20 protein-coding genes are annotated in these 24,718 nt (G+C 63.4%); 2 read left to right on the forward strand and 18 right to left on the reverse strand.

Annotated elements, in window-relative coordinates:
* Nucleotides 1–27 precede the first annotated feature (27 nt).
* From CEW83_RS12590 to CEW83_RS12660, 15 genes are all read right to left on the reverse strand, one after another.
* Nucleotides 28–828 carry an enoyl-CoA hydratase gene (locus tag CEW83_RS12590; RefSeq protein ID WP_108949654.1) on the reverse strand — a complete coding sequence of 267 codons (801 nt, stop codon included), beginning with the start codon at nucleotides 826–828 and terminating at the stop codon, nucleotides 28–30.
* 163 nt (nucleotides 829–991) lie between these two features.
* Complete coding sequence (gene nqrF / locus CEW83_RS12595) at nucleotides 992–2,215, reverse strand: NADH:ubiquinone reductase (Na(+)-transporting) subunit F (protein WP_108949655.1); 1,224 nt, start codon at nucleotides 2,213–2,215, stop codon at nucleotides 992–994.
* Between the two features lie 15 nt (nucleotides 2,216–2,230).
* Complete coding sequence (gene nqrE, locus CEW83_RS12600) at nucleotides 2,231–2,839, reverse strand: NADH:ubiquinone reductase (Na(+)-transporting) subunit E (RefSeq protein ID WP_108949656.1); 609 nt, start codon at nucleotides 2,837–2,839, stop codon at nucleotides 2,231–2,233.
* 1 nt (nucleotide 2,840) lies between these two features.
* On the reverse strand, nucleotides 2,841–3,509 hold the full coding sequence (locus CEW83_RS12605) for an NADH:ubiquinone reductase (Na(+)-transporting) subunit D (protein WP_108949657.1): 669 nt from the start codon (nucleotides 3,507–3,509) through the stop codon (nucleotides 2,841–2,843).
* 2 nt (nucleotides 3,510–3,511) lie between these two features.
* Entirely contained in the window at nucleotides 3,512–4,300 is a 789-nt protein-coding gene (locus CEW83_RS12610) for a Na(+)-translocating NADH-quinone reductase subunit C (RefSeq protein ID WP_108949658.1), read from the reverse strand.
* On the reverse strand, nucleotides 4,290–5,504 hold the full coding sequence (locus CEW83_RS12615) for an NADH:ubiquinone reductase (Na(+)-transporting) subunit B (RefSeq protein ID WP_108949659.1): 1,215 nt from the start codon (nucleotides 5,502–5,504) through the stop codon (nucleotides 4,290–4,292). Before CEW83_RS12615 ends, CEW83_RS12610 begins: the two co-directional genes overlap by 11 nt.
* A 2-nt stretch (nucleotides 5,505–5,506) precedes the next feature.
* Nucleotides 5,507–6,844: a Na(+)-translocating NADH-quinone reductase subunit A gene (locus tag CEW83_RS12620; protein WP_108949660.1), complete on the reverse strand. Its 1,338-nt coding sequence runs from the start codon at nucleotides 6,842–6,844 to the stop codon at nucleotides 5,507–5,509.
* A gap of 263 nt (nucleotides 6,845–7,107) precedes the next feature.
* Nucleotides 7,108–8,307, reverse strand: coding sequence for an acetyl-CoA C-acyltransferase (locus CEW83_RS12625; protein ID WP_108949661.1), 1,200 nt, complete (start codon nucleotides 8,305–8,307; stop codon nucleotides 7,108–7,110).
* Nucleotides 8,308–8,860: 553 nt separating this feature from the next.
* A complete protein-coding gene (locus CEW83_RS12630; protein WP_108949662.1) occupies nucleotides 8,861–11,242 on the reverse strand; it encodes a 3-hydroxyacyl-CoA dehydrogenase/enoyl-CoA hydratase family protein in 2,382 nt (793 codons plus the stop codon).
* A gap of 112 nt (nucleotides 11,243–11,354) precedes the next feature.
* Entirely contained in the window at nucleotides 11,355–12,629 is a 1,275-nt protein-coding gene (locus tag CEW83_RS12635; protein ID WP_108949663.1) for an OmpP1/FadL family transporter, read from the reverse strand.
* 82 nt (nucleotides 12,630–12,711) lie between these two features.
* On the reverse strand, nucleotides 12,712–13,116 hold the full coding sequence (locus CEW83_RS12640; protein WP_108949664.1) for an acyl-CoA thioesterase: 405 nt from the start codon (nucleotides 13,114–13,116) through the stop codon (nucleotides 12,712–12,714).
* Complete coding sequence (locus tag CEW83_RS12645) at nucleotides 13,113–15,122, reverse strand: 3-hydroxyacyl-CoA dehydrogenase NAD-binding domain-containing protein (protein ID WP_108949665.1); 2,010 nt, start codon at nucleotides 15,120–15,122, stop codon at nucleotides 13,113–13,115. The genes CEW83_RS12640 and CEW83_RS12645 overlap by 4 nt, the downstream gene beginning before the upstream one ends.
* Nucleotides 15,119–16,405: an acetyl-CoA C-acetyltransferase gene (locus CEW83_RS12650; protein ID WP_108949666.1), complete on the reverse strand. Its 1,287-nt coding sequence runs from the start codon at nucleotides 16,403–16,405 to the stop codon at nucleotides 15,119–15,121. The genes CEW83_RS12645 and CEW83_RS12650 overlap by 4 nt, the downstream gene beginning before the upstream one ends.
* Nucleotides 16,402–18,876, reverse strand: a complete 2,475-nt coding sequence (locus CEW83_RS12655; protein ID WP_108949667.1) for an acyl-CoA dehydrogenase — start codon at nucleotides 18,874–18,876, stop codon at nucleotides 16,402–16,404. The genes CEW83_RS12650 and CEW83_RS12655 overlap by 4 nt, the downstream gene beginning before the upstream one ends.
* Nucleotides 18,877–18,942: 66 nt before the next feature.
* Complete coding sequence (locus CEW83_RS12660; protein WP_234418808.1) at nucleotides 18,943–19,635, reverse strand: TetR/AcrR family transcriptional regulator; 693 nt, start codon at nucleotides 19,633–19,635, stop codon at nucleotides 18,943–18,945.
* 238 nt (nucleotides 19,636–19,873) lie between these two features.
* Here CEW83_RS12660 and CEW83_RS12665 point away from each other — a divergent pair, with 238 nt between their 5' ends.
* A complete protein-coding gene (locus CEW83_RS12665) occupies nucleotides 19,874–20,098 on the forward strand; it encodes a DUF3079 domain-containing protein (protein ID WP_108951384.1) in 225 nt (74 codons plus the stop codon).
* A 229-nt stretch (nucleotides 20,099–20,327) separates the two neighbouring features.
* Here CEW83_RS12665 and CEW83_RS12670 read toward each other — a convergent pair whose 3' ends face one another.
* The 3 genes from CEW83_RS12670 to CEW83_RS12680 form a co-directional block, all read right to left on the reverse strand.
* The gene (locus CEW83_RS12670; protein WP_108949669.1) at nucleotides 20,328–20,870 is read right to left on the reverse strand and encodes a DUF2946 family protein; all 543 of its coding nucleotides are present in this window, start codon (nucleotides 20,868–20,870) and stop codon (nucleotides 20,328–20,330) included.
* Nucleotides 20,871–20,993: 123 nt separating this feature from the next.
* A complete protein-coding gene (locus tag CEW83_RS12675; RefSeq protein ID WP_108951385.1) occupies nucleotides 20,994–21,752 on the reverse strand; it encodes a DUF3047 domain-containing protein in 759 nt (252 codons plus the stop codon).
* Nucleotides 21,753–21,925: 173 nt separating this feature from the next.
* Complete coding sequence (locus CEW83_RS12680; RefSeq protein ID WP_420094078.1) at nucleotides 21,926–23,083, reverse strand: CobW family GTP-binding protein; 1,158 nt, start codon at nucleotides 23,081–23,083, stop codon at nucleotides 21,926–21,928.
* Between the two features lie 151 nt (nucleotides 23,084–23,234).
* Here CEW83_RS12680 and CEW83_RS12685 point away from each other — a divergent pair, with 151 nt between their 5' ends.
* Nucleotides 23,235–24,638, forward strand: a complete 1,404-nt coding sequence (locus CEW83_RS12685) for an FAD-binding oxidoreductase (protein ID WP_108949670.1) — start codon at nucleotides 23,235–23,237, stop codon at nucleotides 24,636–24,638.
* Nucleotides 24,639–24,718 lie beyond the last annotated feature (80 nt).

The raw sequence follows: 24,718 nt of genomic DNA on the forward strand, positions 1-24,718 counted from the left end.
GGCTGCAGCCGTCCCTGCCAGGGGCGCTCAGGCGCCCTTGAACACCGGCTTGCGCTTTTCGAGGAAAGCCGTCACACCCTCGGCAAAGTCATCACTGCCACCACACCGACCGAAGGCCAGCGCCTCACTGTGCAACTGGGACTCGAGCTGGCTGTCGTGGGACATCGCAAGCAGGCGCTTGATCTCGCCATAGGTCTGCAGCGGGCCTGACCTGAGACGCGCGCACAGCTTGGCGGTTTCCGCATCGAGGAGGTCGGCAGGCACGCTGCGCGTCACCAGGCCAAGGCGGAGCGCCTCGGCGGCGTCGAAGCGCTCCCCCAGCAACAGCAGTTCGGCCGCCTTCCTCCTGCCGACGATACGCGGCAGGAAGTACGACGCGCCGCCGTCGCCGGACAAGCCGATCGCAGCATAGGCGGTGGTAAACACCGCGCTGTCCGCACTCACGACGAGGTCGCATCCCATCATCAGGGTCAGGCCAAAGCCAGCGCAGGCGCCACGTACCTTGGCAACCACCGGCTGGTCGAGTCCTTGCAGCACCTCTACCGTGGGGTTGATGTACTGCTCGATCATGGCCCGGAACGTGGCGCGCCGCGCTTCCGGAGAGAGGTGCAGGTGGCTGGCGAAATCCTTCAGGTCGCCGCCTGCCATGAAGTGGTCGCCCGCACCCGTAATCACGACAACGGCAACATCCTTGCGTCCTGCCAGATCATGGGCTGCGGCCGCCAGATCCTGCATCATTTCCACCGACAACGCATTCAGTGCTGCAGGACGGTTAAGGGTCAGGGTAGCGACGCCATCGGCGACGTCGAGCAATACGGTTCCGGCCATGCTGTCTTCCTCTTGTATTTCGGGCAACCATTCTGCACCGTATGTTGGAACCGACAGGTTAGCGCGGAATGCCGGAATAGAAAAACCCCCGCGTCCGGACCTGGCCGAAGACGGGGGCTCTGCAGATGCGCCGGGCCACTGCGGGCCCGGATACGCGCAGCGATCAGCCGCCGAAATCATCGAGCATGATGTTCTCGCGCTCGACACCGAGATCGAGCAGGGTCTTGATCACCGCTGCGTTCATCATCGGAGGTCCGCACATGTAGAACTCGCAATCCTCAGGCGCCGGATGATCCTTGAGGTAGTTCTCGAACAACACGTTGTGAATGAAGCCGGTGTATCCGGTCCAGTTGTCTTCCGGCAAGGGATCGGACAGCGCCAGATGCCACGTGAAGTTGGGGTTGTCTTCCGCGAGCTTGTCGAATTCTTCAACGTAGAACGCCTCGCGCATCGAACGCGCGCCGTACCAGAAACTGATCTTGCGCTGGCTCGACAGCCGCTTGAGCTGGTCGAAGATGTGCGAGCGCATCGGCGCCATGCCTGCGCCACCACCCACGAACACCATCTCGTTGTCCGTTTCACGCGCAAAGAACTCGCCAAACGGGCCGTAAACGGTGACCTTGTCGCCCTCCTTGAGGTTGAACACCCAGGACGACATCTTGCCCGGCGGAATATCGTCGCGCCCCGGCGGAGGCGACGCAACACGGATGTTGAACTTCACCACGCCCTTCTCTTCCGGGTAGTTCGCCATCGAGTAGGCACGGATCACGGTCTCGTCGACCTTTGACACGAAGCGCCACATGTTGAACTTGTCCCAGTCACCGCGGTACTCGGGCTGGATGTCGAAGTCGGCGTACTTCACCACGTGGGGCGGGCACTCGAGCTGAACATAACCGCCGGCACGAAACTCGACGTTCTCGCCTTCGGGCAGACGCAGGGTGAGCTCCTTGATGAACGTGGCGACGTTGGGGTTGGACTCCACCGTGCATTCCCACTTCTTCACCCCGAACACTTCCTCGGGCACCTCAACCTTCATGTCCTGCTTGACCGGGGTCTGGCAAGACAGGCGCCAGCCTTCCTTGGCGTCGCGCTTGGTGAAGTGTGACTCCTCGGTCGGCAGCATCGAACCGCCGCCTTCCTTGACCACGCACTTGCACTGCGCACAGGTACCGCCTCCACCGCAGGCAGAAGGCAGAAACAGACCGCTTTCGGCCAAGGTCTGCAGCAATTTGCCACCGGCCGGCACGGTGATTTTCTTCTCGCCATTGACGTCGATGGTGACATCGCCGCTGGCAACCAGTTTGGAGCGGGCAAAGATGATGAACATGGCCAGCGCAAGCACGATGCCAGTGAACATGCCGATGCCGAGGATGATTTCGGTATTCATGCGTTCATTCCGTCCTTAGAGCTGCACACCGGAGAAAGACATGAAGCCCAGCGACATCAATCCAATGGTGATGAAGGTGATACCCAGGCCCTGAAGACCCTCGGGCACATCGCTGTACTTCAGCTTTTCGCGGATGCCGGCGAGCAATGCGATGGCCAGCGCCCACGAGAAACCCGAACCGAGGCCATAGACCACGCTTTCGGGCAGGTTGTAGTCACGTTCGACCATGAACAGTGCGCCACCCATGATCGCGCAGTTGACGGTGATCAGCGGCAGGAACACGCCCAGGGCGTTGTAGAGGCTGGGCACGTACTTGTCGAGCAGCATTTCGATCACCTGCACGATCGCCGCGATGATGCCGATGAAGGACAGCAGGATCAGGAAGGACAGATCGACGTCTGGCAAGCCCGCCCAGGCAAGTGCTCCGTCACGCAGCAGATAGGTCAGAACCAGGTTGTTCGCCGGCACGGTGATCACCTGCACCACGATCACCGCAATACCAAGACCGATGGCGGTTTCGACCTTCTTCGAGATGGCAATGAAGGTACACATGCCAAGGAAGAAGGACAGCGCCATGTTCTCGATGAACACCGCCCGCACGAAGAGGCTGATGTAATGCTCCATATCAGTAAGCCTCCTTGTTGATCACTTGCGGCGCCATCTTGAACGCCGTCTCCTCGACCTGATCCTTCTTCCACGAACGCAGGGCCCAGATGAACAGTCCGATCAGGAAGAAGGCCGACGGCGGCAACAGCAGCAAGCCATTAGGCAGATACCAGCCACCATCCTTGATCAGGGGAAGAATCTCGATACCGAACAGCTTTCCGGCACCGAAGAGCTCCCGCACAATGCCGAGCGCGATCAGCATGGCGCTGTAACCGAGGCCATTGCCGATACCATCGAGAAAGGACATGAAGGGCGGGTTCTGCATGGCGAACGCTTCCGCACGGCCCATCACGATACAGTTGGTGATAATCAGACCGACGAACACCGACAGCTGCTTGGACAGACTGAAGGCGTAAGCCTTCAGGATCTGGTCCACCAGAATCACCAGCGAAGCGATGATCACCATCTGCACGATCATGCGAATCGAGCTCGGGATCTGGTTGCGGATCATCGAGATGAACAGGTTGGAGAAAGCGGTCACCAGCGTAAGCGCGATTGACATCACCAACGCCGTCTGCAAATTCGAAGTCACCGCGAGGGCCGAGCAGATCCCGAGGATCTGCAGCCCGATCGGGTTGTTGTTGAAGATCGGGTTAAGCAGGACTTCCTTGGCCGTATGCTTGGACATGTTCAGACCCCCTGGTTACGCAGCTTGGCAAGATAAGGACCGAAGCCCTGCTCGCCCAGCCAGAATTGAAGCAGACGATCAACGCCGTTGCTGGTCAGCGTGGCGCCAGCCAAGGCATCGACCTGATGGTCGGCAGACGGACTGGCCGGATCAACACCGCCCTTGACGATCTGGATGATCGGCTTGCCAGCATCGTCAAACAGCGTTTTCCCCGGCCACAGTGCCTTCCAGTTCGGGTTATCGACCTCGCCTCCCAGGCCAGGCGTTTCGGCATGCTGATAGAAGCCGAAACCGACCACGGTGTTCAGATCGGCCTTCACCGCCATGAAACCGTGCAGCGTCGACCACAGGCCGTATCCGCGCACTGGCAGAATCAGCGACTCGAGCTTGCCGTCCTGCTCCACCATATAAACGGTGGTGTAACGCTCGCGGCGCTTGATCAGTGCAATGTCTTCGTTACCAGGCAGTGCATCCGAGAGCTTTGGGTCTCGCGCAGCCTTCAGCGGGTCGAATATCGCAGGATTGAACTCGGTGGAATACTCACCACTTTCGAGATCCACGACCTTCGCACTGACCCGGCTGGCAAAGAGTTCCTTGACCTCGCGCCCGGACAGATTCGGATCACCCAAACCGGCAATCGCCAGAATGCTCCGCTGCTTGTCGAGCAAGCGGTTTTCGATTTGCACCGGCTTCAGCGACACGGCCGCGCCCGCCACGAACACCGAACTCACCAGACTTACCGCCAACGCCACGAACAGCGTGCGGCCTGTCGATTCTTTCTTACTGGACATTGCGCGCCAACCTCCGCTTGATATTGGCCGAGACCACGAAGTGATCGATCAGCGGGGCACACAGGTTGGCGAAAAGGATCGCCAGCATGATGCCCTCGGGGAAGGCCGGGTTAACCACCCGGATGAGCACGGTCATGATCCCGATGAATGCACCGAAAATCCACTTCCCGGTGTTGGTCATCGACGCCGACACCGGATCGGTTGCCATGAAGATCATGCCGAAGGCGAAGCCGCCAACCACCAGATGCCAGTACCACGGCAGGCCGAACATCGGGTTGCTTGTGGAGCCGATGCCGTTGAACAGCAGGCTCATGCCGATCATGCCGATCATCACGCCGGCGACGATGCGCCACGACGCGATCTTCATGATCAGCAGCACCGCACCGCCAATAAGGATGGCGAGCGTGCTGGTTTCGCCCACCGAACCGTGGATCAGCCCGAGGAAGGCGTCCATCCAGGTAATGCCGCCGGCCACGATCTGGTCCAGCCCGCCTGCAGCGCCGAGCGACAGCGGGGTCGCGCCGGTGTAGCCATCGACGGCCGTCCATACCGCATCGCCGGACAGCTGTGCCGGGTAGGCAAAGTACAGGAAGGCACGGCCGGTCAGTGCGGGGTTGAGGAAGTTCTTGCCCGTTCCGCCGAACACTTCCTTGCCGATCACGACGCCGAAGCTGATGCCGAGTGCAACCTGCCACAGCGGCACGGTCGGCGGGCAGATCAGCGCGAACAGCACCGAGGTGACGAAGAAGCCTTCATTCACCTCATGGCGGCGGATCGAAGCGAACAGCACTTCCCAGAAACCGCCGACAACGAAGGTCACCAGGTAGATGGGCAGGAAATACGCTGCGCCATGCACCATGTTGTCCCATACGCTGCCCGGGTCAAAACTGGCAAAAGCGGCGATCAGCGCCATCCGCCAGCCGTCCTGAGCTGCGAGCAGATCGGGATTGGCGGCATAGATGGTATTGGCCTGGAAGCCGATATTCCACATGCCGAAGAACAGCGCCGGAAAGGTGCACATCCAAACCGTGATCATCATGCGCTTGAGGTCGAGACCGTCGCGCACGTGAGCGGTGGTGCGGGTGACGCTGGACGGGCGGTAGAGCGCGGTATCCACTGCCTCGTAAAGGGCATACCACTTCTCGTGCTTGCCACCCTTTTCGAAGTGGTGCTCGATACTGTCGAGATATGAACGCAGACCCATGCTCAGCCTTCCTTTTCGATGCGTGTCAGATTATCCCGCAGGATTGGGCCGTACTCGTACTTGCCGGCACACACGTAGGTACACAGCGCGAGGTCTTCCTCGTCGAGCTCGAGCGCACCGAGTTTCTGCGCCATGTCGGTGTCGCCGACAATGAGGTAACGCAGCAGCTGCGTCGGCAGAATGTCGAGCGGCATCACGGCTTCGTAGTTGCCGACCGGCACCATGGCGCGCGGGCTGCCATTGGTGGTAGTTGTGAAGTCGAGCTTGCGATCGCCGAACAGCTTCGAGGCAAAGATGTTGAGCACCGAATGCTTGTTGGTGCCCGCACGCAGGTAGTGCATGAACTCGCGTTCGGTCCCTTCCTTGAGGCAAGACACCTGCAGGTGATAGCGGCCGAGGTAGGCACAGGCGCCGCGCGCCGTGCGCCCACCGAAAACCGAGCCCGAAATCACGCGATTGCGCCCGACGGACATCTCGCCAGCGGTCAGCTCGTCAAGGTTGGCGCCCAGACGGGTACGCACCAGACGCGGCTTTTCCACCACCGGACCAGCCAGCGCCACGACGCGCTCTTCCCACAGACGACCGGTGGCAAACAGCTTGCCCATCGCGATCACGTCCTGGTAGTTCAGATACCACACTGACTTGTGCGCATCGACCGGGTCGAGGAAGTGAATGTGCGTACCGGGCAGGCCGGCCGGATGCGGACCGGAGAATGATTCTGCGGTCACGTTGTTCAAATCGGAACCGGGCAGCTTCGCATTTTCGGCGTGGCACAGAAATACCCGCGCCAGCCGGCCAAGCACCTTGAGCCCGCGATTGAAGTCTTCAGCGTACTCGCCGATGACCACGGTGGGGTCGGCTGCCAGCGGATGCGTGTCGATCGCGGTGACGAAGATCGAGCTCGGCGTGGCGTCGATCGCAGGCACCTTGCTCAGGGGCCGGGTGCGCAGCGCAGTCCAGAGCCCGGACTGCTGCAGGTTCTCGCGCACGGCTTCGGGTGCGAGTGCGTCGATCTCGGCGTCGCTGTAGCGCGCGAAGTCGATGGCCTCATCACCTTCGACATCGATGGCCACGGATTGCAGCACACGCTGCTCGCCGCGATGGATGGCGCTGACCACCCCTGCGGCAGGCGCAGTGAAATGCACCCCTTCCGTCTTCTTGTCGGAGAACAACACCTGCCCCAGCTTCACCCGGTCGCCCACCTGCACCGCCATCGTCGGCTTCATGCCGTGATAGTCGAAGCCGATGACGGCCACACTGCGCACCGGCCGTCCGGCTTCAATGCGCTGCGCCGGCGCGCCGGTGACAGGAAGGTCAAGTCCGCGTTTGATTTGTATCATGCGTCTATCGCCCAATCACTCATGAGAATGGTGGAGTCCTGCACGCCGTAGAGCCGCGTTTTACGGCTCACGGGCAACGACCCCGCGTAAACAAACCCGAGAATTATAAGAGATTGTTACCCACCAATCACTTAGGATGATCCGATATAAGACACATTTCTTCAATATAAGCTTTCGTTGAAATGCGAATCGGGCAGCCCGAAGCGGGAACTGCCCGATCCATCAAGGGTTTGCCGCACCGGATGCGATGCGTGCCCTGGCGGCTACATTCGCTCGAAAATGCCCGCCGCCCCCATGCCGGTTCCGATACACATGCTGATCAGGCCGAAGCGCAACTTCGGGTCGCGCTGCATCGCCGCCATCAGGGTGGCCGTACGAATTGCACCGGTGGCACCAAGCGGATGGCCAAGCGCAATCGCGCCGCCAAGCGGATTGACCTTTTCCGGATCGAGTCCGAGCTGGCGCGTCACCGCCAGCGCCTGCGCCGCAAAAGCCTCGTTGAGCTCGATCCAGCCCACGCTGTCCTGTGCCACGTCGGCCATCTTCAGCGCGCGCGGGATGGCTTCGACCGGGCCGATACCCATTACCTGCGGCGGCACCCCGGCCACAGCGTAGCTGCGAAACCGTGCAATCGGGGTCGCGTTGAAGCGTTTCAGTGCCGCTTCGCTCATCAGGAGTACCGCGCCCGCCCCGTCCGACATCTGCGAACTGTTGCCCGCCGTGACCGAGCCGCGCGCGGCAAACACGGGCTTCAGCTTGGCAAGGCGTTCCATCGCAGCATCGGGTCGCGGGCCTTCGTCGTTCTCGAGCACGCGTTCGGCGATACGCACGCTGCCACCTTCGCCTGGCAGATAGGACTGCACCGCATAGGGGGATATCTCGCCGGCGAACTGCCCGGCCGAAATCGCAGCGCAGGCACGGCGGTGCGATTCGACGGCAAAGGCGTCCTGATCCTCACGGCTGACTTTCCACTGCTCGGCCACTTTCTCCGCGGTCAGCCCCATGCCGTAGGCGATCCCGATATTCTCGGCCTTGCTGAAGATTTCCGGGTTGAGACTGACCTTGTTGCCCATGATCTGCGGCATCGCGCTCATGCTCTCGGTACCGGCGGCGATCATCACATCGGCTTCGCCGAGGCGGATGCGGTTGGCGGCATCGGCCACCGCCTGCAGGCCTGAAGCGCAGAAGCGGTTGATGGTGATGCCCGGCACCGTGTCCGGAAGCCCTGCGAGCAGCAGACCGATACGCGACACGTTCATGCCCTGCTCGGCTTCCGGCATGGCACATCCGGTGATCACATCACCGATCTCGGCCGGATCAAGCCCGGGCACCCTGGCGACGACCTCGCGCAGCACCTTGGCCAGCATGTCGTCCGGGCGTACATGGCGGAAAGCGCCGTTACGTCGCGCCACAGGGGTACGCACTGCGGCGACGATGTAGGCGTCCTGAATCTGTTTGTTCATTTGTTCTGTCTCCGAAAGAACTGCTTGTCGGCGTTTCTTCAACACATTTCGCGGTGGTCGGGCTCGTGGTCAGTTGTCGGTTGTCGTGGCGGTTCTGCGCGTTTGTGTTCGTGGCAGATCTCCGCACCGGAAGTGAGTGTTTGTTCTGCGGGCTGCGGAACTCGCCCTTCGGGCTCAGACAGTCCTCGCCCGCGCCACAAACACTCACCCCCGTCACGGCACATCACGGTTGCTCTAGGGCAGGTAAAAGCAAAGACGAAGGCAAAGACTGAGCCGAAAAATAAAAACTACGCTCTGCGTGCGCGAACCTCAAATTTGCAGCCCACGGCCCTGACGCCTGCAAAAACTGCCCTCAAAGCATCGAAACCCGACTCACCCCCCGCCTTTCCCTTAAATAACAACCCCGATCAACCGCAGTGGGGTGTCGGTCATTTGAGCAAGGGGCGAGGACTGTCCGAGCCCGCAGGGCGAGTTCCGCAGCCCCTTGAGCAAATGACCGATGCCCCGCGCAGCGCCCCCGAACCCCAACGCCCGGAAATCCAACCCAACAACCTCAATTCCGCAACGGCTTCCCCGTCTCCAGCATGTACTGAATCCGCTTCTGCGTTTTCTCGGTCTTCAGCAACTCGACAAACTGCGCGCGCTCGACATCCAGAATCCACTGCTCGCTCACCCGTGCATTGGTATCCACCTCCCCACCGCACAGTGCCGTCGCAGCCGCCTTCGCCACCTTGTAGTCATGCTCGGAGATGAAGCCCCCCTCGGCCATGTTCACCAGCATCAGCTCGCAGGTCGCAATACCGTTGCGGCCTGCGACCTTCACCGCAGAACCGGGCAAGGACGACCGCCAGCCCGCCTCTGCCATCGCCCGCGCACGCCGAATCGCCACGTAAAGCAGTTCGTGGGCGTTGAACACGATGTCGTCAGCTGCGCGACCGAAGCCCAGCTGCACCGCCTCGATGCCACTCTTGGCGACCGTCGCCATGGCAATGGTCTGGAACGCATTCTGGATGTAGGGAAACACGTCGCCGCCCGCCGCCCGCTGCGCCATCACATGCGCCTGCAGCGCAAACTCCTTGCTGCCGCCGCCGGCCGGAATCAGCCCCACGCCCGCCTCGACCAGGCCGACATAGCTCTCCAGCGCCAACACCCGATGGGCAGCATGCATCACGAACTCGCAACCGCCGCCCAGCGCCATGCCCTGCACCGCAGCCACGACCGGCACCTGAGCGTGCTTGATCGCCATCGAAGTGCGCTGAAACTTCGCCACCACCTGCTCCAGCATGTCGAACTGTCCCGCGCGGCAGGCCTCGCCGACCTGCTGCAGGTTGGCCCCCACCGCGAACGGCGCATCGTTCCACAGCACCAGACCATCGAGATCGGCTTCGGCACGCTCAATCGCCTCCAGCATGCCGTCCAGCACCTCGTCGCCGATCGCATGCTTCTTCGATGTCAGCGACACAATGCCGATGCGCCCGTCCTGATCCGGACGCCGCCACAGCCGCAAGCCCGCGTTCTCCCACAGGGTCTCTCCCCTGTCATCGGGCGCCTCGCCCAGCACACGGTCGGGGTAGAGTTGACGCTGGTACACCCCGAGCGTCGAACGCGGCTTGAGCACCGACGCTTCGGCGCTGAACGAGCCCTCCGCCGCATGCACACCCTCGCGCTCGAACACCCAGGCAGGCAGGGGCACATCCGACATCGCCCGGCCGTGCTCGATGTCCTCCTTCACCATCGTGGCGATATCGGCCCATCCAGCGGCCTGCCAGGTTTCGAACGGCCCCTGTGCCCAGCCGAATCCCCAGCGCATGGCCAGATCGACATCGCGTGCGTTGTCGGCGATGGCGCCCAGATGCACCGCGCAGTAATGGAAGACATCACGGAAGATCGACCACAGGAACTGCGCCTGCGGGTGGGGGTGTGCGGCCAGACGGGCAAACTTCTCGGCCGGATTCCGGAGGCTGAGGATGTCGTCCACATCGGGGAACATCTCCGCCCCGCTCTCGCGATAGTCCTGATGGGCCAGATCGAGCACCATGATCTTCCGCCCTTCCTTGCGGTAGATCCCGGCGCGCGTCTTCTGCCCCAGCGCGCCCTTTGCAATCAATGCCTGCAACCAGTCCGGCGTCCTGAAGTGCGCATGCCAGGGATCGTCCGCCAGCGTCGCCTGCATGGTGCCGACGACGTGCGCCAGCGTATCCAGCCCGACCACGTCAGCGGTGCGGAAGGTCGCACTCCTGGGGCGGCCGATGCGCGGACCGGTGAGCAGATCGACCTCGTCGAATGTCAGCCCGAGCCGCGCGGTGTGATGCATCACCGCCAGAATCGAGAACACGCCGACGCGGTTGGCGACGAAGTTCGGGGTGTCCTTGGCTCGGACAATGCTCTTGCCCAGTCGGGACGTCAGCCACGTTTCGAGATTGTCAAGCGTCACCGGGTCGGTATCCGCGGTGGCGATCAGCTCCACCAGCGGCATGTAGCGTGGTGGATTGAAAAAATGGATGCCGCAGAAACGGCTGCGCCGCGCATCCGGCATGCCCGCGGCCAGCGCGTTGATGGGCAGGCCGGACGTGTTCGATGCAAACACCGCGCCGGCCTTAAGGTGCGGTGCAACCTTGGCATACAGGTCGAGCTTCCACTCCATCTTCTCGGCAATCGCCTCGATCACCAGATCGCACTCGCCGAGACGGGCGAGATCGCTGTCGTAGTTGGCTGCTTCAATATGCTGCGCCCGATCCCTTGCCGCCAGCGGGGCAGGATCGAGCTTCTTCAGGCCTGCCAGCGCCTTGTTGATGACCGCATTGGCATCGCCGTCCTTTGCCGCCAGATCAAACAGAATCACGGGCACATCGGCATTGGCGCAGTGGGCCGCAATCTGCGCCCCCATCACGCCGGCACCCAGCACAGCGACCTTGCGGATGATGAATTTGCTCACGTGGATCTCCCCAGATTTCCTTGCAGTACCGGGCTAGCCGGTGTGCATGACTTGAACCCGACTTCCGGGCAAACGCAGGCTTCGCCCGCGCGCCCGGAAAATCCGCTTTGCGTCAGAACGCCAGCGAATACTGAGCGCCCAGGATCCATACACTGGAGTCGTACTCGCCCGTGACCCGGCCACGACCGTCTGCGGCCTGATCGTTGTCGATCTTGGTCTTGGGTACGTAGAGATACGCAGCAGCAAGATCCAGCCTCGATGCCTTGGACATATTCCACTGAGCACCGACGGTAAACCACGTCCGGTCGTTGTCAGGCAGCGAAACCAGGCGACGCTCCTTGTCCTTCACCGGCGTCTGGTCGTAGGCAAAACCGAATTTCAGTTTCCAGGCATCGTTCATCTGGTAGTTGGCACCCACTGCAACCCGCCAGGTGTCCTTAAACTCTGTCTCTAGCGTTTGCACAGTCGTCCCTGAAAGCGAGCCCGAGGTGCGAACGATGTCCACCTCCTTGATCGAGCTCCAGCCCGTAAAGGAAACGTCACCAAGCAGCTCCCAGCGGCTGTCCAGTTTGTGAGTCGCGCTCAGGATGAAGGTGTCCGGCAATTCGACATCAGCCTCTGCCTTGCCGGTTGTCAATGCTGCACTGGCGCCGGCAGCAAGACCCTTGACCTTCAGATCCCCTTCGAGCTTGTGCTTGATGGACGAACGGTAGGAAAGCCCGACTTTCGTGGCATCCGACACGTTGAACAGCGCACCGACGTTCCAGCCCCATGCATCGGAACTCGCATCCAGCGTCGCGTAGGTCTGCGTGAGCGCAGGCGACACGACCGCTGCTGCGCGCAGATACTCAGCCTCCATCCGCTGCCAGCTCACGCCGGCACCAATGGAGACCTTGTCATTCACCCGGTACGCAATCGACGGATTGATGTTGTAGGTCTTGATGTCGAACTTGATCGAGTGCGCAGCGCCTACCCAATCATCGTCGTACTCGGTCACCAGTCCGAACGGCGCACCCATGCCCACGCCGACGTACAGATCCTTGTTCAGAGCCCACGACAGGTAGCCGTTCGGCAGCGCTGCCCAGTCGCCCGCATCGGATGTATCACCGGTCAGAAAGCCGCTCGACGACCCTTTGTCCTTGAACTTGAAACTGGGCCTGACTGCCGCCAGACCGACTGAGAGCTCCCGCTCCTGCAGCTGCGTCATACCAGCGGGATTGAAATAGATCGTACTTGCATCTTCGGCCACTGCGGCTGATCCAGCATATGCATTGCCAAGGCCGCTCGCGTTCTGTTCAAGTAACTGGAACCCTGCGGCCGATGCCGCACCCGACGCCAGCGAAAACGTCCCAAGGGACAACAGCAACGCAATTCTGTTCTTTCTCATACGTGTCTCCTCCAGTCATGTATGACTATATATGCCATTGCACTTCCTCCCTGGCGTCGGCTGCGCGAGGGGCACTTCAGACTCATTCGGTCGGCATCGGCCGCTTCCGGCCCTTGTCGTCGAGCGCAACGTACGTCAACCGCGCTTCGGTCACTTTCACGACCACCGGATTCTCGGGGTCGCGCTCGGCGAACACTTCTACGTCGACGGTGACCGAGGTCCGGCCGGTAGACACCACCTCGGCGTAAAAGCTGACCAGATCGCCCACTGAAACCGGCTGCTTGAAGATGAAGGAGTTCACCGCCACGGTCGCGACTCGCGATTTGGCACGACGGCGGGCGGGAATGGCGCCCGCGATGTCGACCATGGCCATGATCCAGCCACCGAAGACATCGCCAGCCGGATTGAGGTCGGCGGGCATGGGCATCACCCGCAGAGCGGGCTGACGACCATCGGGCAAGGCGGTGTAGATATCGTTGGAACTCATGTCGCGTCCTGTTGAATAGCCGGTGCACTACGATCGACGACGGTGGAATCGGTGCCGACCGGGAGATTCCCGCGGGTCTGCTGGTAATTCATCGGGCCGCCGCTCCAGGGTGCAAAGCCGGTGCCGAAGATCACGCCAGCGTCTGCCAGGTCGGCATCATCGACCACCCCCTCTTCCACGCAGCGCCGGGTAGCGGCAAGCAGCGGCGCAAGAATGCGATCGGCGAGGCCTGCTGGCGCAGTACCGGCCTTGCCGCGCTTCGGCTTGCCATCGCTCCAGCGGTAGTAGCCTTCCCCGGTCTTCTTCCCGAGCTTGCCGGCGGACACCAGCGCGAGGAGCTTTTGCGGCGGCGCTGCACCATCGCCGGCAAGTGCCTTGCCTGCCGCGACAGCAATGTCGAGGCCGACCGTATCCACCAACTCGACCGGCCCCATCGGCATGCCGAACTCGACCAGCGCGGCGTCTACGGCCTCGGGCGCAATGCCCTCTTCGACACAACGCAAGGCCTCGAGCATGTAGGGCCCGAGCACCGCATTGACGAGGAAGCCGGGCGCGCTTTTCACCGGCAGCGGCAGCTTGTCGATCCTGCGCGCAAAGGCCGCCGCGCGCTGCAAGGCAAGCGCATCCGAGTGCTCACCCGCCACCACCTCGACCAGCGGCATCATCGCCACCGGGTTGAAGAAATGAATGCCAATGAGACGACCGGGATCGGTCAGGCAGCCGGCGATGTCTTCCAGCCTCAGACTGGAGGTATTGCTGGCCAGAATCGCATCCGGCCGCGCCTTGCGCTCAAGATCTGAGAACAGTGCACGCTTCGCCTCAAGGTTCTCGAAGATGGCCTCGATGATGACATCGGCCCGCACCGCGCCGTGGCCCTGAGGGTCGGGAATCATGCGGTCGAGCGCAAAACGCACCTGGCGGCGGTCGCCCTTGAAGCGGCGCTCGAACAGCTTTGCCGCCCGCGCAATTGCAGGCGCGATGCGCTCAACGGTCTGGTCCTGCAGGGTCACCGTCAGGCCGCGCTGTGCGCACACGGCGGCGATGTCGCCGCCCATCACGCCGGCACCGATCACATGCACATGCCGCGGCGCAAAATCGACACCCTTGCCAAAACCCTTGAGGCGCTCCTGCAGGTGATACACCCGCAGGAGGTTGCGCGTGGTCGGCGAGGCGAAAATCGTCTCCAGCGAAGCCGGATCACCTGCCGGCACCGCCAGCGCATTGCCCTCGAAGCGCGACCACATGTCGATGATTGCGTAGGGCGCGGGATAGTGTTCGCGGCGCGCGCGACCCGCCACCTGCTTGCGCGCCTTGTCGGCCACCTTTGACCTCAGCGGCCCGTTCATCAGACGCGCCATCCAGGGCAGAGGCGAATTGGCACTGCCGGAACGCACCCGCATGCGCGCTGCGTTTTCCATCACCCGCGGCGGTACGCAATCGTCGGCGAGGCCGATACGCTTCGCCTTCTTCGCATCGACAGACTTCCCGGTGAGCATCAGATCGAGCGCCAGTGCCGGGCCGATACGGTCCGGCAGACGCTTCATCCCGCCCCAGCCTGGCACGATGCCGAGCATCACTTCGGGGAGCGCGAGCTTTGTACCCGGCTCGTCGACCACGATCCGGTAACGACAGGCCAGTGCAAGCTCAAGCCCGCCACCCAGACAGTGGCCGCGAATCAACGCCAGCGTCGGGTAGTCGACGTCCGCGAGGCGCTCGAACAGGGTCCACCCGCGTGCGACCAGTACACGTGCATCTGCGGCCGAGGCGAGTTGCGAGAATTCTTCAATGTCGGCGCCGGCGATGAAACCCGCCGGTTTGGCCGACGCGATCACCAGTGCGGCAGGCGGCTCGGCGTCGAGCACATCCAGCACGCTGCCAAGCTCTTCCATCACCGCGGCCGAGAGCGCGTTGGTCGTGCTGTCGGCCTTGTCGAGTTCGAGCCAGGCAAGGCCGTCCGCCTCGCGGCGCAGTGTCCAGTGCTGCCAGTTGTTTCCGGGCTGATTCATTGCATCGCCTCCACCAGCATGGCGCCACCCTGTCCGCCACCGATGCAGATGCTGGCCATGCCGCGGCGCCCCCCGGTGCGACGCAGTACCTGCAGCAGATGCAGCACAATGCGCGCGCCGCTCGCCCCCACCGGATGGCCCTGCGCGACCGCGCCGCCATCGATGTTGAGCCGTGCCAGATCGGGCGCGCCCGGCGCTGCCTCGATGCCGAAGTGCTCGTTGAAATAGGCGTCATCGCCGAACGCACGCAGACAGGCAATGACCTGCGCGGCGAAAGCCTCGTTGAGCTCCCACGCATCGAGATGGGTCGGGCGCAAACCATGACGATCGAGGATGGGCTGAGCTGCATGCACCGGCCCCAGGCCCATCTGCTCGGGCGCCAGCGCCGCCCATTCGCTGTCGATGATGCGCCCCATCGGCTGCAGCCCGAAGCGCTCGACCGCCTCGGCCGAGGCCAGCACCAGCCAGGCCGCGCCATCGGTGATCTGCGAACTGTTGCCGGCAGTCACCTGACCATAGCGCTTGTCGAAGAACGGCTTGAGCTTTGCCAGCGCGGCCATCGACGCATCCCGGCGCAGGCCGTCATCGGCCTTGTACACCGTGCCGTCACGATCGATCAGCGGCACGATCTCGGCATCGAAATGGCCGGCATCCTGCGCCAGCGCGACGCGCTGGTGGCTCTCCACCGCAAACGCGTCCATCTCGTCACGCGTGATGCCGAACTTCCACGCCAGATTCTCGGCGGTCTGCCCCATCAGCTGGCCCACCACCGGATCGGTCAGGCCTTTCATGATGCCGATCACCGGGGCGAGATTGCCAAGGCGGAACTTCCGTGCGACGGCAAAGCGCTCGCCGAGTGACCTCGCCGCGTACCAGGACGACAGCCAGCGCACCATCGCATCCGACAGCAGCAGCGGCGCACGCGACAGCGCATCCACGCCACCGGCGAGCACCAGATGCGAACGCCCGGCCTGGATATTGACCATCGCAGAATCGATTGCCTGCATGCCACTGGCGCAGTTGCGCATCACCGTCCATCCCGGCACCTTCAGCCCGCACCCCATGCGCAGCGCCACCACGCGGCCAATATTCACCTCGTCCGGCGCCGGACTGGCACAGCCCAGGATGACCTCGTTCAGCTGGTCAGGTGCAAAGGGCTGACGCGCCAGCAGGGCGCTGCCGGCGGCAGTTGCCAGGTCGGACGCGGCGAACGGCCCCGGTGTGTTGCGCGACTTGAGAAAGGGCGTGCGCGCACCGTCAATGATGAATACCTCTCGACTCACGCGGCCTCCTTGAGCACTGGCGTGTCACACAAGGCGGCACGCAGTCCGAAATCAAAGGGAAAGTCATCGACCCGGATCACCTTGTCGCGCAGCTCGCCACGGCGCTGCAGCAGGGCATATTCCTCCGCACTGATCACACCGGCTTCACGCGCGCGCTGCCACAAGGCATCCACCCCGCCACCCACCAGCAGTCCGGGCTTGAAGCTGCCCGAGCGCAACGCCTGCTTCACCTTGGCATCGACCGGCTCGGCCTGAACCGTCGCCAGCAGCGCGGCTTCGAGCGCGCCCACCGGTTCCTCGAGATCGGTCGGCAGATAGACGTCAGCGGTCAGGCGGTCGCGGGTGGCACACGGCTCGATCATCGACTGCGCCACTTCATGGCCCAGGCGGTCGGACGGCACCACGTAGGGACGGCCGAGCGGGAACACCACCAGTCTGCGCAGCAGCGTGGCAGCAATACGGTTGGGGAAGTTCGCGATCACGCCTTCGAAGGCATTCTGCGCGCGGAACATGCAGTCCCAGATCGCCCAGTGCATCAGCGGTGCATCGGCCTGCTGCCGACCTTCGGCCTCGAAGCGCTTGAGCGTGGCCGACGCCAGGTACATCAGCGACAGGATGTCGCCCAGGCGCGCGGACAGTTTTTCCTTGCGCTTGAGCGCGCCGCCCATGGTGCCCATGGACAGATCGGAGATGAAGGCGAAAGCGGCCGAGAAGCGCGTGAGCTGCTGATAGTAGCGACGCGTCTCGGGTGCGACGTCAGCATCGATCCTGACGAAATGCGACCCGGTAAGCCCCATTACCAGCGCCCGTGCGCCATTGGTGACCGTGTAGGCAACGTGCGACCACAAGGCCTTGTCGAAGGCATCGAGATCACCCTTCTGCGCCGCCTTCATCTCGTCCATCACATGCGGATGGCAGCGCACCGCGCCCTGGCCGAACAGGATCAGGCTGCGGGTCAGGATGTTCGCCCCTTCCACCGTGATGCCGACCGGAATCTGCTGATAGGCGCGCCCGAGGAAGTTCTGCGGCCCGAGACAGATGCCCTTGCCGCCGATCACATCCATGCCGTCATTGACCGTCTGCCGTGCACGCTCGGTAACGTGATACTTGACGATGGCCGACACCACCGAGGGCTTCTCGCCGAGATCGATCGCCCCTGCGGTCATGATGCGGGTCGCGTCGCTCAGATAGGTGTTGGCACCAATCCGGGTGAGCGCTTCCTCCACCCCCTCGAAGCGGCCGATCGCGGTCTTGAACTGATAGCGCACCCGGGCATAGGCGCCGACGGCACGCGCGGTGAGCTTCTGCATCCCGGTATTGGAGCCCGGCAGCGAGATGCTGCGGCCGGCAGCCAGGCACTCCATCAGCATGCGCCAGCCCTGCCCCGCCATCGCCGGGCCGCCGATGATGAACTCCAGTGGCATGAAGACATCCTTGCCGCGAATCGGCCCGTTCATCCACACCGCGTTGAGCGGGAAGTGACGGCGGCCGATATCCACCCCCGGATGATCATGCGGCACCAGCGCGCAGGTGATGCCGAGATCGGCCTCCTCGCCCAGCAGGTGTTCGGGGTCGTACAGGCGGAAGGCCAGGCCGAACACGGTGCACACTGGCGCCAGCGTGATGTAGCGCTTGTCGAAGGACACCCGCATGCCGAGCACTTCCTCGCCTTGCCACATGCCCTTGCACACCACGCCGGCATCGGGGATGGACGCAGCGTCCGACCCCGCCCACGGGCTGGTCAGTGCAAACGCCGGGATCTCCTTGCCCTGCGCCAGACGCGGCAGATAATGGGCCTTCTGTTCTTCGGTGCCGTAGTGGAGCAGCAGTTCGGCGGGGCCGAGCGAGTTGGGCACCATCACCGTCACCGCCGGCGTCGACGAGCGCGTCGACAGCTTGGTGACCACCTGAGAGTGCGCAAAGGCCGAGAAGCCCTTGCCGCCGAATTCCTTGGGAATGATCATGCCGAGGAAGCCCGCGGACCGGATGTACGCCCAGGCCTCGGCGGGCATGTCCTGCTGCTGCGTCACATCCCAGTCCTTGATCAGCCGGCACAGCTCCTCGGTTTCGTTGTCGAGGAAGGCCTGCTCCTCGTCGCTGAGCCTGGGCCACGGATAGGCTGCAAGCTTCTTCCAGTCCGGGTCGCCGGCGAACAGATCGCCCTCCCACCATACCGTGCCCGCCTCAAGCGCATCGCGCTCGGTCTGCGACATCGACGGCAGTGCGCGGCGGAAGGCCTTGAAGATCGGCGCCGTCACGAAGTCGCGCCGCAACGCGCGGCTGAGGAAAACGCCCATGACTGCGGCAAATGCCAGCATCACGAGCAGGGCCGTCCAGAACGACCATCCCGCCACCGCGGCAAAGCCTGCGATCCACGCCAGACCAACCCCCAGCCAGGCAAAAAGTGGCGCTCGCCCGTAGGCGAGCGCACCAGCCAAGGGAGGGAGGGAAAACAGAATCAGCCAGATCATCAAGGTCTCCTTTCACCGGCGATAGCAGTCTTGCTGCTGCGTTTCGCCATGGGGTTCAGTCATTCGTCAGGCAACGTCCGGGCCGGGTCGTTCATCGGGCTGAGCAAACTCCGGCAGCGGTGCACGCAGGCCACCCAGCAGGAAAGACATCAGCCGCGGCATCAGCCGCTGTGGGTCGGCATCGTCGAAGGTGCCAGCAAAAAGCTGCAGCGCATCGGTGCCGGCAATCGCGTACGACATCGCCCCCATCATGAAATGGAAGCGCCACAGGATTTCCTCCCGTGGCACACCGGGCAGCGAGCGATACAGCGCACCGAGGAAGCGCTCGAGCACTTCCGCGTACTCCTCGGCGAGGAACTGGCGCACAAATGCATTCGGCTCGGCATAGGTTCGCCCGAGCAGGCGCATGAAGGTGTTTCCGCCATGCACGGTATCGGCCGCAAGCTCGAGCGAGGTGCCGAAGAAGGCCTCGACGATCTGACTTGGCTTGGGCTGCCCCTGTGCAGCCGCCTCGACCCGATCGAGTGCAGCAAGGCGCTGGCGATTGAGTTCCGTGAGGCGGCGACGGAACACCTCCTGGATCAGCGCATCCTTGGTACCGAAGTGATAATTGACCGCAGCAAGGTTGGCGCCCGCCTGGCTGGTGATCATGCGCATCGATGTCGCCTCGAGGCCATGCTCGACAAACAGGGCCTCCGCCGCATCAAGAATGCGGTCGCGGGTTTCCGGAGCGGGCGAACGGCTGTCTGCTGTGGTCACTTGAAACATCCGATTAAAACAGTTGTTTTAATCATACGTTTCACTGATGGCATGTCAAGCGATATTTATGGGAGGCTCAATTCCGGGATTGCGCTTCGACTGAAGCTGCGGGACCGCCCGCAAGCGCGGCGCACGTGCGCCGCGGCTCTCCATCGGTGACGTCTTGTCGGGTATCAAGGCAGTTGTTCCGCCACCGATTAACATGAGTCACCCGACCGCCCTGCATGCTGGACACGAGATGGCCAAGCGATTCCCATTGCAACCTAAGCACCCCGAGCGCATCTGCTGGGGCTGCGACAAGTATTGCGCTGCGAATGAGTTGCGCTGTGGAAACGGCGCGGGGAGGACGCTTCACCCGTCCGAAATGCTCGGAGACGACTGGTTCGATTACGGCGACTGGGGCATCGAGGATGCGGAGGACCCGACGGCTGGCGACAGCGACAACGGAAAAGGCGCCCCGTAAAAAGAAAAAAGCCCGGACGCTTTCGGGCCCGGGCTGAAATCCACATCTTGGAGGAGAGTGGAGGAGACAGCTGCAGAATAGCCAAAATCATGCTGCACTGCAACAAGCGTTGAGATGATTGTGTTCATCCACCAATAACGCCTCCTGATCTCACCCTCCCCGCCTGCCAATTGCGGTCGTTTCAGTCAGGGCGCTCAACATCGTTAGCGGTATCCGGCGTCCGTGCCGATCACTGCGCGGGCGCGGCATTGAAGTGATACCGCGCTGCGAGTTCATTGCCCGCAACGCGGGTGAGCGGCATGCCGCGCCAGAACACCCCTCCTTTTCCGGCCATCACGCCCAGCAAGGCTTCGTCGTCTGCCACGCCGCCATTCGCCAGACGACAGCCCGCGAGAAAAGCGGGAAGATCGCGGTCGCTCAGCAAGCCAAGACCGACTGCCGTTGCCAGCAGGACATTGCCCTCATCGTCGAGATGGACCGCCTCGACTTCACCGACAAGGCGGCCGGTATGCGTGTGCAGCGTGCCATCCGCATCCAGCCGCATGACCCAGGGCGTGTAGTCGAGCGTGACGAAGACCTTCTGCGGACCGTTGTTGACCAGCCAGTTGCCGTGCTCATCCGCTTCGTAGTTGGCACTGATGAAGCCGCTCAGCCCGGGATGGACGACCGGCTCACCGCGCAGTCGCCACACCCCGCGACGATCGAGTGACAGCCAGCCGTAGCAGGCGGGAACAACAGGCCATTCGGGCGGAAGGTCGGTCTGTGCTGGCATCAGTGCTCCGTTCGCGTTTGCATGTGGGGGCGATCTCGTCATTGATCGCGCTGAGATGTCCGGCAGTCGCCGAGCGTCCTGCCGGGCACATTGTCCCACGTTGAACGGCGTGCCTGCGCCCACTCAGCGCGGCAGAAAGCGCAGATCCCCGAAGCGCGTCACCACCGCCTCGCCGGTGTTGTCGGTATCGGCGCTGACGGCGATACCGACAACGCGCGGCGCCTCGTCCCCGAAGACCGCTCGGAAGTCGGCGGCCAGATCGCGCTCGACCTCGCGCCACTGCCCGGCCTGCCCGCCACCGCTGTCGACCACGATCATCTGTACCCGGTCGGTGTAGGGGTTCGGACCTGTTTCACCGGGTTTCTGGGCCGTACCCCAGACATAGGCGATCGCGGCCGTCGGCAGTTCGGCGCCATACAGGGTACGCCCGAGCGACATCTTGACGCGGTCGCCCAGCGACAGCCTCTCCACCGGGTAGTCGAACAGCACATAGACTCGCGCAGCATAGTCATCACCCGATTTGCGTGAGAAATCAGACCCGGTGAGCGCCCGCGACACCTTCCAGCGCCACTGCAGCCGCGGCGACTGCGCGGGATCGATCGCCAGCGCATGCGTCAGCGTGGATGCGGCGGCATCCGAGCGCACCTCGAGTACGGTGCGTCCGGCATCTGCCACGAGTTCGAAGGTGTTCTGGCGTTCCACACCAGGCAGGGACTGCCGCAGCCAGGGCGCGGGCACCGGCGCGGCCGGCGTTGCGCCCGAAAAAGGCGAAACCTGCTGCGGCGGACGAAGCTCTGCCCCCGATGCGCCGGCAGCGAGACCAAGGCCGAGCACTAGCAGCACGGCACGAAAGCGGGATTGCGGCATCAGACACGCGTACATCGGGAACGTCCTCCAGGTGCCCGGAATGCGCTGCAGCAGCGCAGCGTTCGCAGGCGGTTCTTCGAGCCCTTTGGTCGGCACAAAGCCCCGTTTGCTTACAGCGTCAGCGCCGGAAGGCCGCGAAAGCGCTGCGCTGAGGCCTTCGCCAACGCTGCCGGGCGCTCGCCGGCGACTCAAGCCGCAGTGCGAGGCTCCGGCTCGGCCGCAATACCGCCGATGCTGAACAGCATGTCGGCCACGTCGTCCCGCCCGAGGTCGCGCACGATGAACACCAGCCGGCTCTTGCGGTCGTTGCAGGGCGGCGTATCCGGCCAGGCCGCCAGGCTGGTGGGCGGATAAACCGAATGTTGCACGCACTGCAGGATGCGGGGTTGCGGATCGCCGACGACGTTGAGCATGCCCTTGATACGCAGAATGCGCTCGCCATACACCTGCAGCAGCAAGCCGAGCGCATCGGAAAAGCTGAACCAGCTGAGTGGCTCGGCAAAGCACAGCACGAAACTGCTTACACCCGCATCGTGGCGCGGTATCGCAGGCGCAGTGGCGACGCGCCCCGGTTTGCGCCATGCAGCGGGCCCTGAAGTAGCGGGCGCAAGGGCGCGCTGGCGCTGCACGCGCTCTTCGCCCAGCCATGCGGCGACATCCGGCGCCTTGCCGCTGGCGTCATACAGGCCACAGCCGAACACCACATCGGGCGCGACAACACCGCCCGACACGGAAACCTGCTGCGCCCCCGGGTTGAGCACCGACAATCGGGCTGCCACCTCTGCCCGCACAGCCTCGTCTGCCAGATCCGTCTTGGTCAGCAGCAGGCGGTCGGCCATCGCCACCTGACGCACGGCCTCGCGGTGCGCGCCGAGCTGCGCCAGCGCATGCGTGACGTCGACCGCGGTGATCACCCCGTCACAGCGGTAACGCTCGGCGATGAAGGGCTCTTCCATGAGGGTATGCACAACCGGCACCGGATCGGCCAGGCCGGTGGTCTCGATCAGCACCCGCCGCACTGGCGGGATCTCCTTGCGCAGGGCACGCATGAAGATGCCCTTGAGCGCCTTCACCAGATCGCCCTGCACGCTGCAGCAGATGCAGCCCGAGTCGAGCAGGACGATGGATTCGTCGACCTTCTCCACCAGATGATGATCGACGCCAATCTCGCCAAACTCGTTGATCAGCACCGCGGCACCGTCCATCTCGGGCTGGCGCAGCAGGTGGTTGAGCAAGGTGGTCTTGCCTGCACCGAGAAAGCCGGTGAGCACGGTCACCGGTATCCGGCGGTCGCCAGTGTCACTCGGGTCAGCAGCCGGTACGCTCGCACTTTGGGAGTTCATCATCAGAGTCGCCTGAATGGGGCCGTTATTTAAGCATCGATTCGGTCGCAGCACAGCACGCAAAGCCAGATCCGGCAGCTTCAGATCGGCCGTGAGGATTTGATTGAGGCGCACAAAAGCCGATAATCAGGGGCTGACTGTCAGCGAGACGAACATGAACGCGCCCCACACCTTTCGCAAGCCACTTCCGCAAGCCTTCATCGACACCCTGACCGAGCGCTTCGGCACCCGCTTCAGCACCTCCGAAGGCGTGCGCGCCCACCACGGCCACGACGAATCGCATTTCCCCGACGCCCTGCCCGACGCAGTGGTGTTTGCGCACAGCACCGAAGACGTCGTCGCCATCGTCGAGGCCTGTCGCGAGCACGCCGTGCCGATCATTCCCTTTGGCGTCGGCAGTTCGCTCGAAGGCCACATCCTCGCCATCCACGGCGGCATCTGCATCGACTTCTCGGAGATGAACCGCGTTCTCGCCATCAACACCGAAGACATGGACGTCCTCGTCCAGCCCGGCGTCACCCGCAAGCAGCTCAATGCCGAGCTTCACGGCACGGGCCTGTTCTTCCCCATCGATCCGGGCGCCGACGCCAGCATCGGCGGCATGGCCGCCACCCGCGCCTCGGGCACCAATGCCGTGCGCTACGGCACCATGCGCGAAAACGTGCTCGGCATGACCGCCGTCATGGCCGACGGTCGCGTGATCCGCACCGGGAGCCGCGCACGCAAGTCGTCCGCCGGCTACGACCTTACCCATCTGCTGGTTGGCTCCGAAGGCACGCTGGCGATCACCACCGAACTCACCGTGCGCCTGCATCCGCTGCCGGAAGCGGTGTCGGCGGCCACCTGCGCCTTCCCCGACATCGTCAGCGCCGTCAACACCGTGATCCAGACCATTCAGCTCGGGGTGCCGGTGGCGCGTATCGAACTGGTGGATGCCCTCACCGTGCAGGCGATCAACCGCTACAGCAAGACCACGCTGCACGAATCGCCGATGCTGTTCTTCGAATTCCACGGCTCACCGGCAAGCGTGGAGGAGCAGGCACAGACGGTGCAGGAAATCGCCAATGACAACGGCGGTCTCGCCTTCGACTGGGCCAGCCGTCCGGAAGACCGCACCCGCCTGTGGGCCGCCCGCCACGACGTGTATTTCGCCAGCCTGAACCTGCGCCCCGGCAGTCGCGGCGTAACCACCGACGTGTGCGTGCCGATCTCGAAGCTGGCCGAATGCATCGCCGGCACCCGCGACGACATCGAAGCCTCGGGCTTCATCGCCCCCATCGTCGGTCACGTCGGCGACGGCAATTTCCACACCATCATCCTTGTCGACCCGGCTGACGAGGTCGAAATCGCGCGTGCAGAGGCGCTCAACAACAAGATCGTGCAGCGCGCCCTCGCGCTCGGCGGCACCTGCACCGGCGAGCACGGCATCGGCATCGGCAAGCAGGCCTTCCTGCTCGAAGAGCACGGCAGCGCCGCCATCGACGCCATGCGCATGGTCAAGCAGGCGCTCGACCCCGACAACCTGCTCAACCCGGGCAAGATCCTGCCACCGGCCTGAACTGCCTGGCCGGTTAGGGTATCCAAGGATTGAGTCGCCCATTGCGGGCGACTAACCTGAAGTCTCCTCCCCCCCATCCG

This window comes from Parazoarcus communis (genome assembly GCF_003111645.1).
In the GTDB taxonomy this organism is placed as follows: domain Bacteria; phylum Pseudomonadota; class Gammaproteobacteria; order Burkholderiales; family Rhodocyclaceae; genus Parazoarcus; species Parazoarcus communis_A.

Bases quoted from the DNA above. Each gene is read 5' to 3' on its own strand.
- CEW83_RS12620 (WP_108949660.1), bottom strand. From the start codon at position 6,844: ATGATACAAATCAAACGCGGACTTGACCTTCCTGTCACCGGCGCGCCG.
- CEW83_RS12665 (WP_108951384.1), top strand. From the start codon at position 19,874: ATGGCCAAGCGATTCCCATTGCAACCTAAGCACCCCGAGCGCATCTGC.
- CEW83_RS12610 (WP_108949658.1), bottom strand. From the start codon at position 4,300: ATGTCCAGTAAGAAAGAATCGACAGGCCGCACGCTGTTCGTGGCGTTG.
- CEW83_RS12615 (WP_108949659.1), bottom strand. From the start codon at position 5,504: ATGGGTCTGCGTTCATATCTCGACAGTATCGAGCACCACTTCGAAAAG.
- nqrE (WP_108949656.1), bottom strand. From the start codon at position 2,839: ATGGAGCATTACATCAGCCTCTTCGTGCGGGCGGTGTTCATCGAGAAC.
- CEW83_RS12640 (WP_108949664.1), bottom strand. From the start codon at position 13,116: ATGAGTTCCAACGATATCTACACCGCCTTGCCCGATGGTCGTCAGCCC.
- CEW83_RS12625 (WP_108949661.1), bottom strand. From the start codon at position 8,307: ATGAACAAACAGATTCAGGACGCCTACATCGTCGCCGCAGTGCGTACC.
- nqrF (WP_108949655.1), bottom strand. From the start codon at position 2,215: ATGAATACCGAAATCATCCTCGGCATCGGCATGTTCACTGGCATCGTG.
- CEW83_RS12675 (WP_108951385.1), bottom strand. From the start codon at position 21,752: ATGTACGCGTGTCTGATGCCGCAATCCCGCTTTCGTGCCGTGCTGCTA.
- CEW83_RS12655 (WP_108949667.1), bottom strand. From the start codon at position 18,876: ATGATCTGGCTGATTCTGTTTTCCCTCCCTCCCTTGGCTGGTGCGCTC.
- CEW83_RS12605 (WP_108949657.1), bottom strand. From the start codon at position 3,509: ATGTCCAAGCATACGGCCAAGGAAGTCCTGCTTAACCCGATCTTCAAC.
- CEW83_RS12635 (WP_108949663.1), bottom strand. From the start codon at position 12,629: ATGAGAAAGAACAGAATTGCGTTGCTGTTGTCCCTTGGGACGTTTTCG.
- CEW83_RS12645 (WP_108949665.1), bottom strand. From the start codon at position 15,122: ATGAATCAGCCCGGAAACAACTGGCAGCACTGGACACTGCGCCGCGAG.
- CEW83_RS12590 (WP_108949654.1), bottom strand. From the start codon at position 828: ATGGCCGGAACCGTATTGCTCGACGTCGCCGATGGCGTCGCTACCCTG.
- CEW83_RS12685 (WP_108949670.1), top strand. From the start codon at position 23,235: ATGAACGCGCCCCACACCTTTCGCAAGCCACTTCCGCAAGCCTTCATC.
- CEW83_RS12680 (WP_420094078.1), bottom strand. From the start codon at position 23,083: ATGATGAACTCCCAAAGTGCGAGCGTACCGGCTGCTGACCCGAGTGAC.
- CEW83_RS12670 (WP_108949669.1), bottom strand. From the start codon at position 20,870: ATGCCAGCACAGACCGACCTTCCGCCCGAATGGCCTGTTGTTCCCGCC.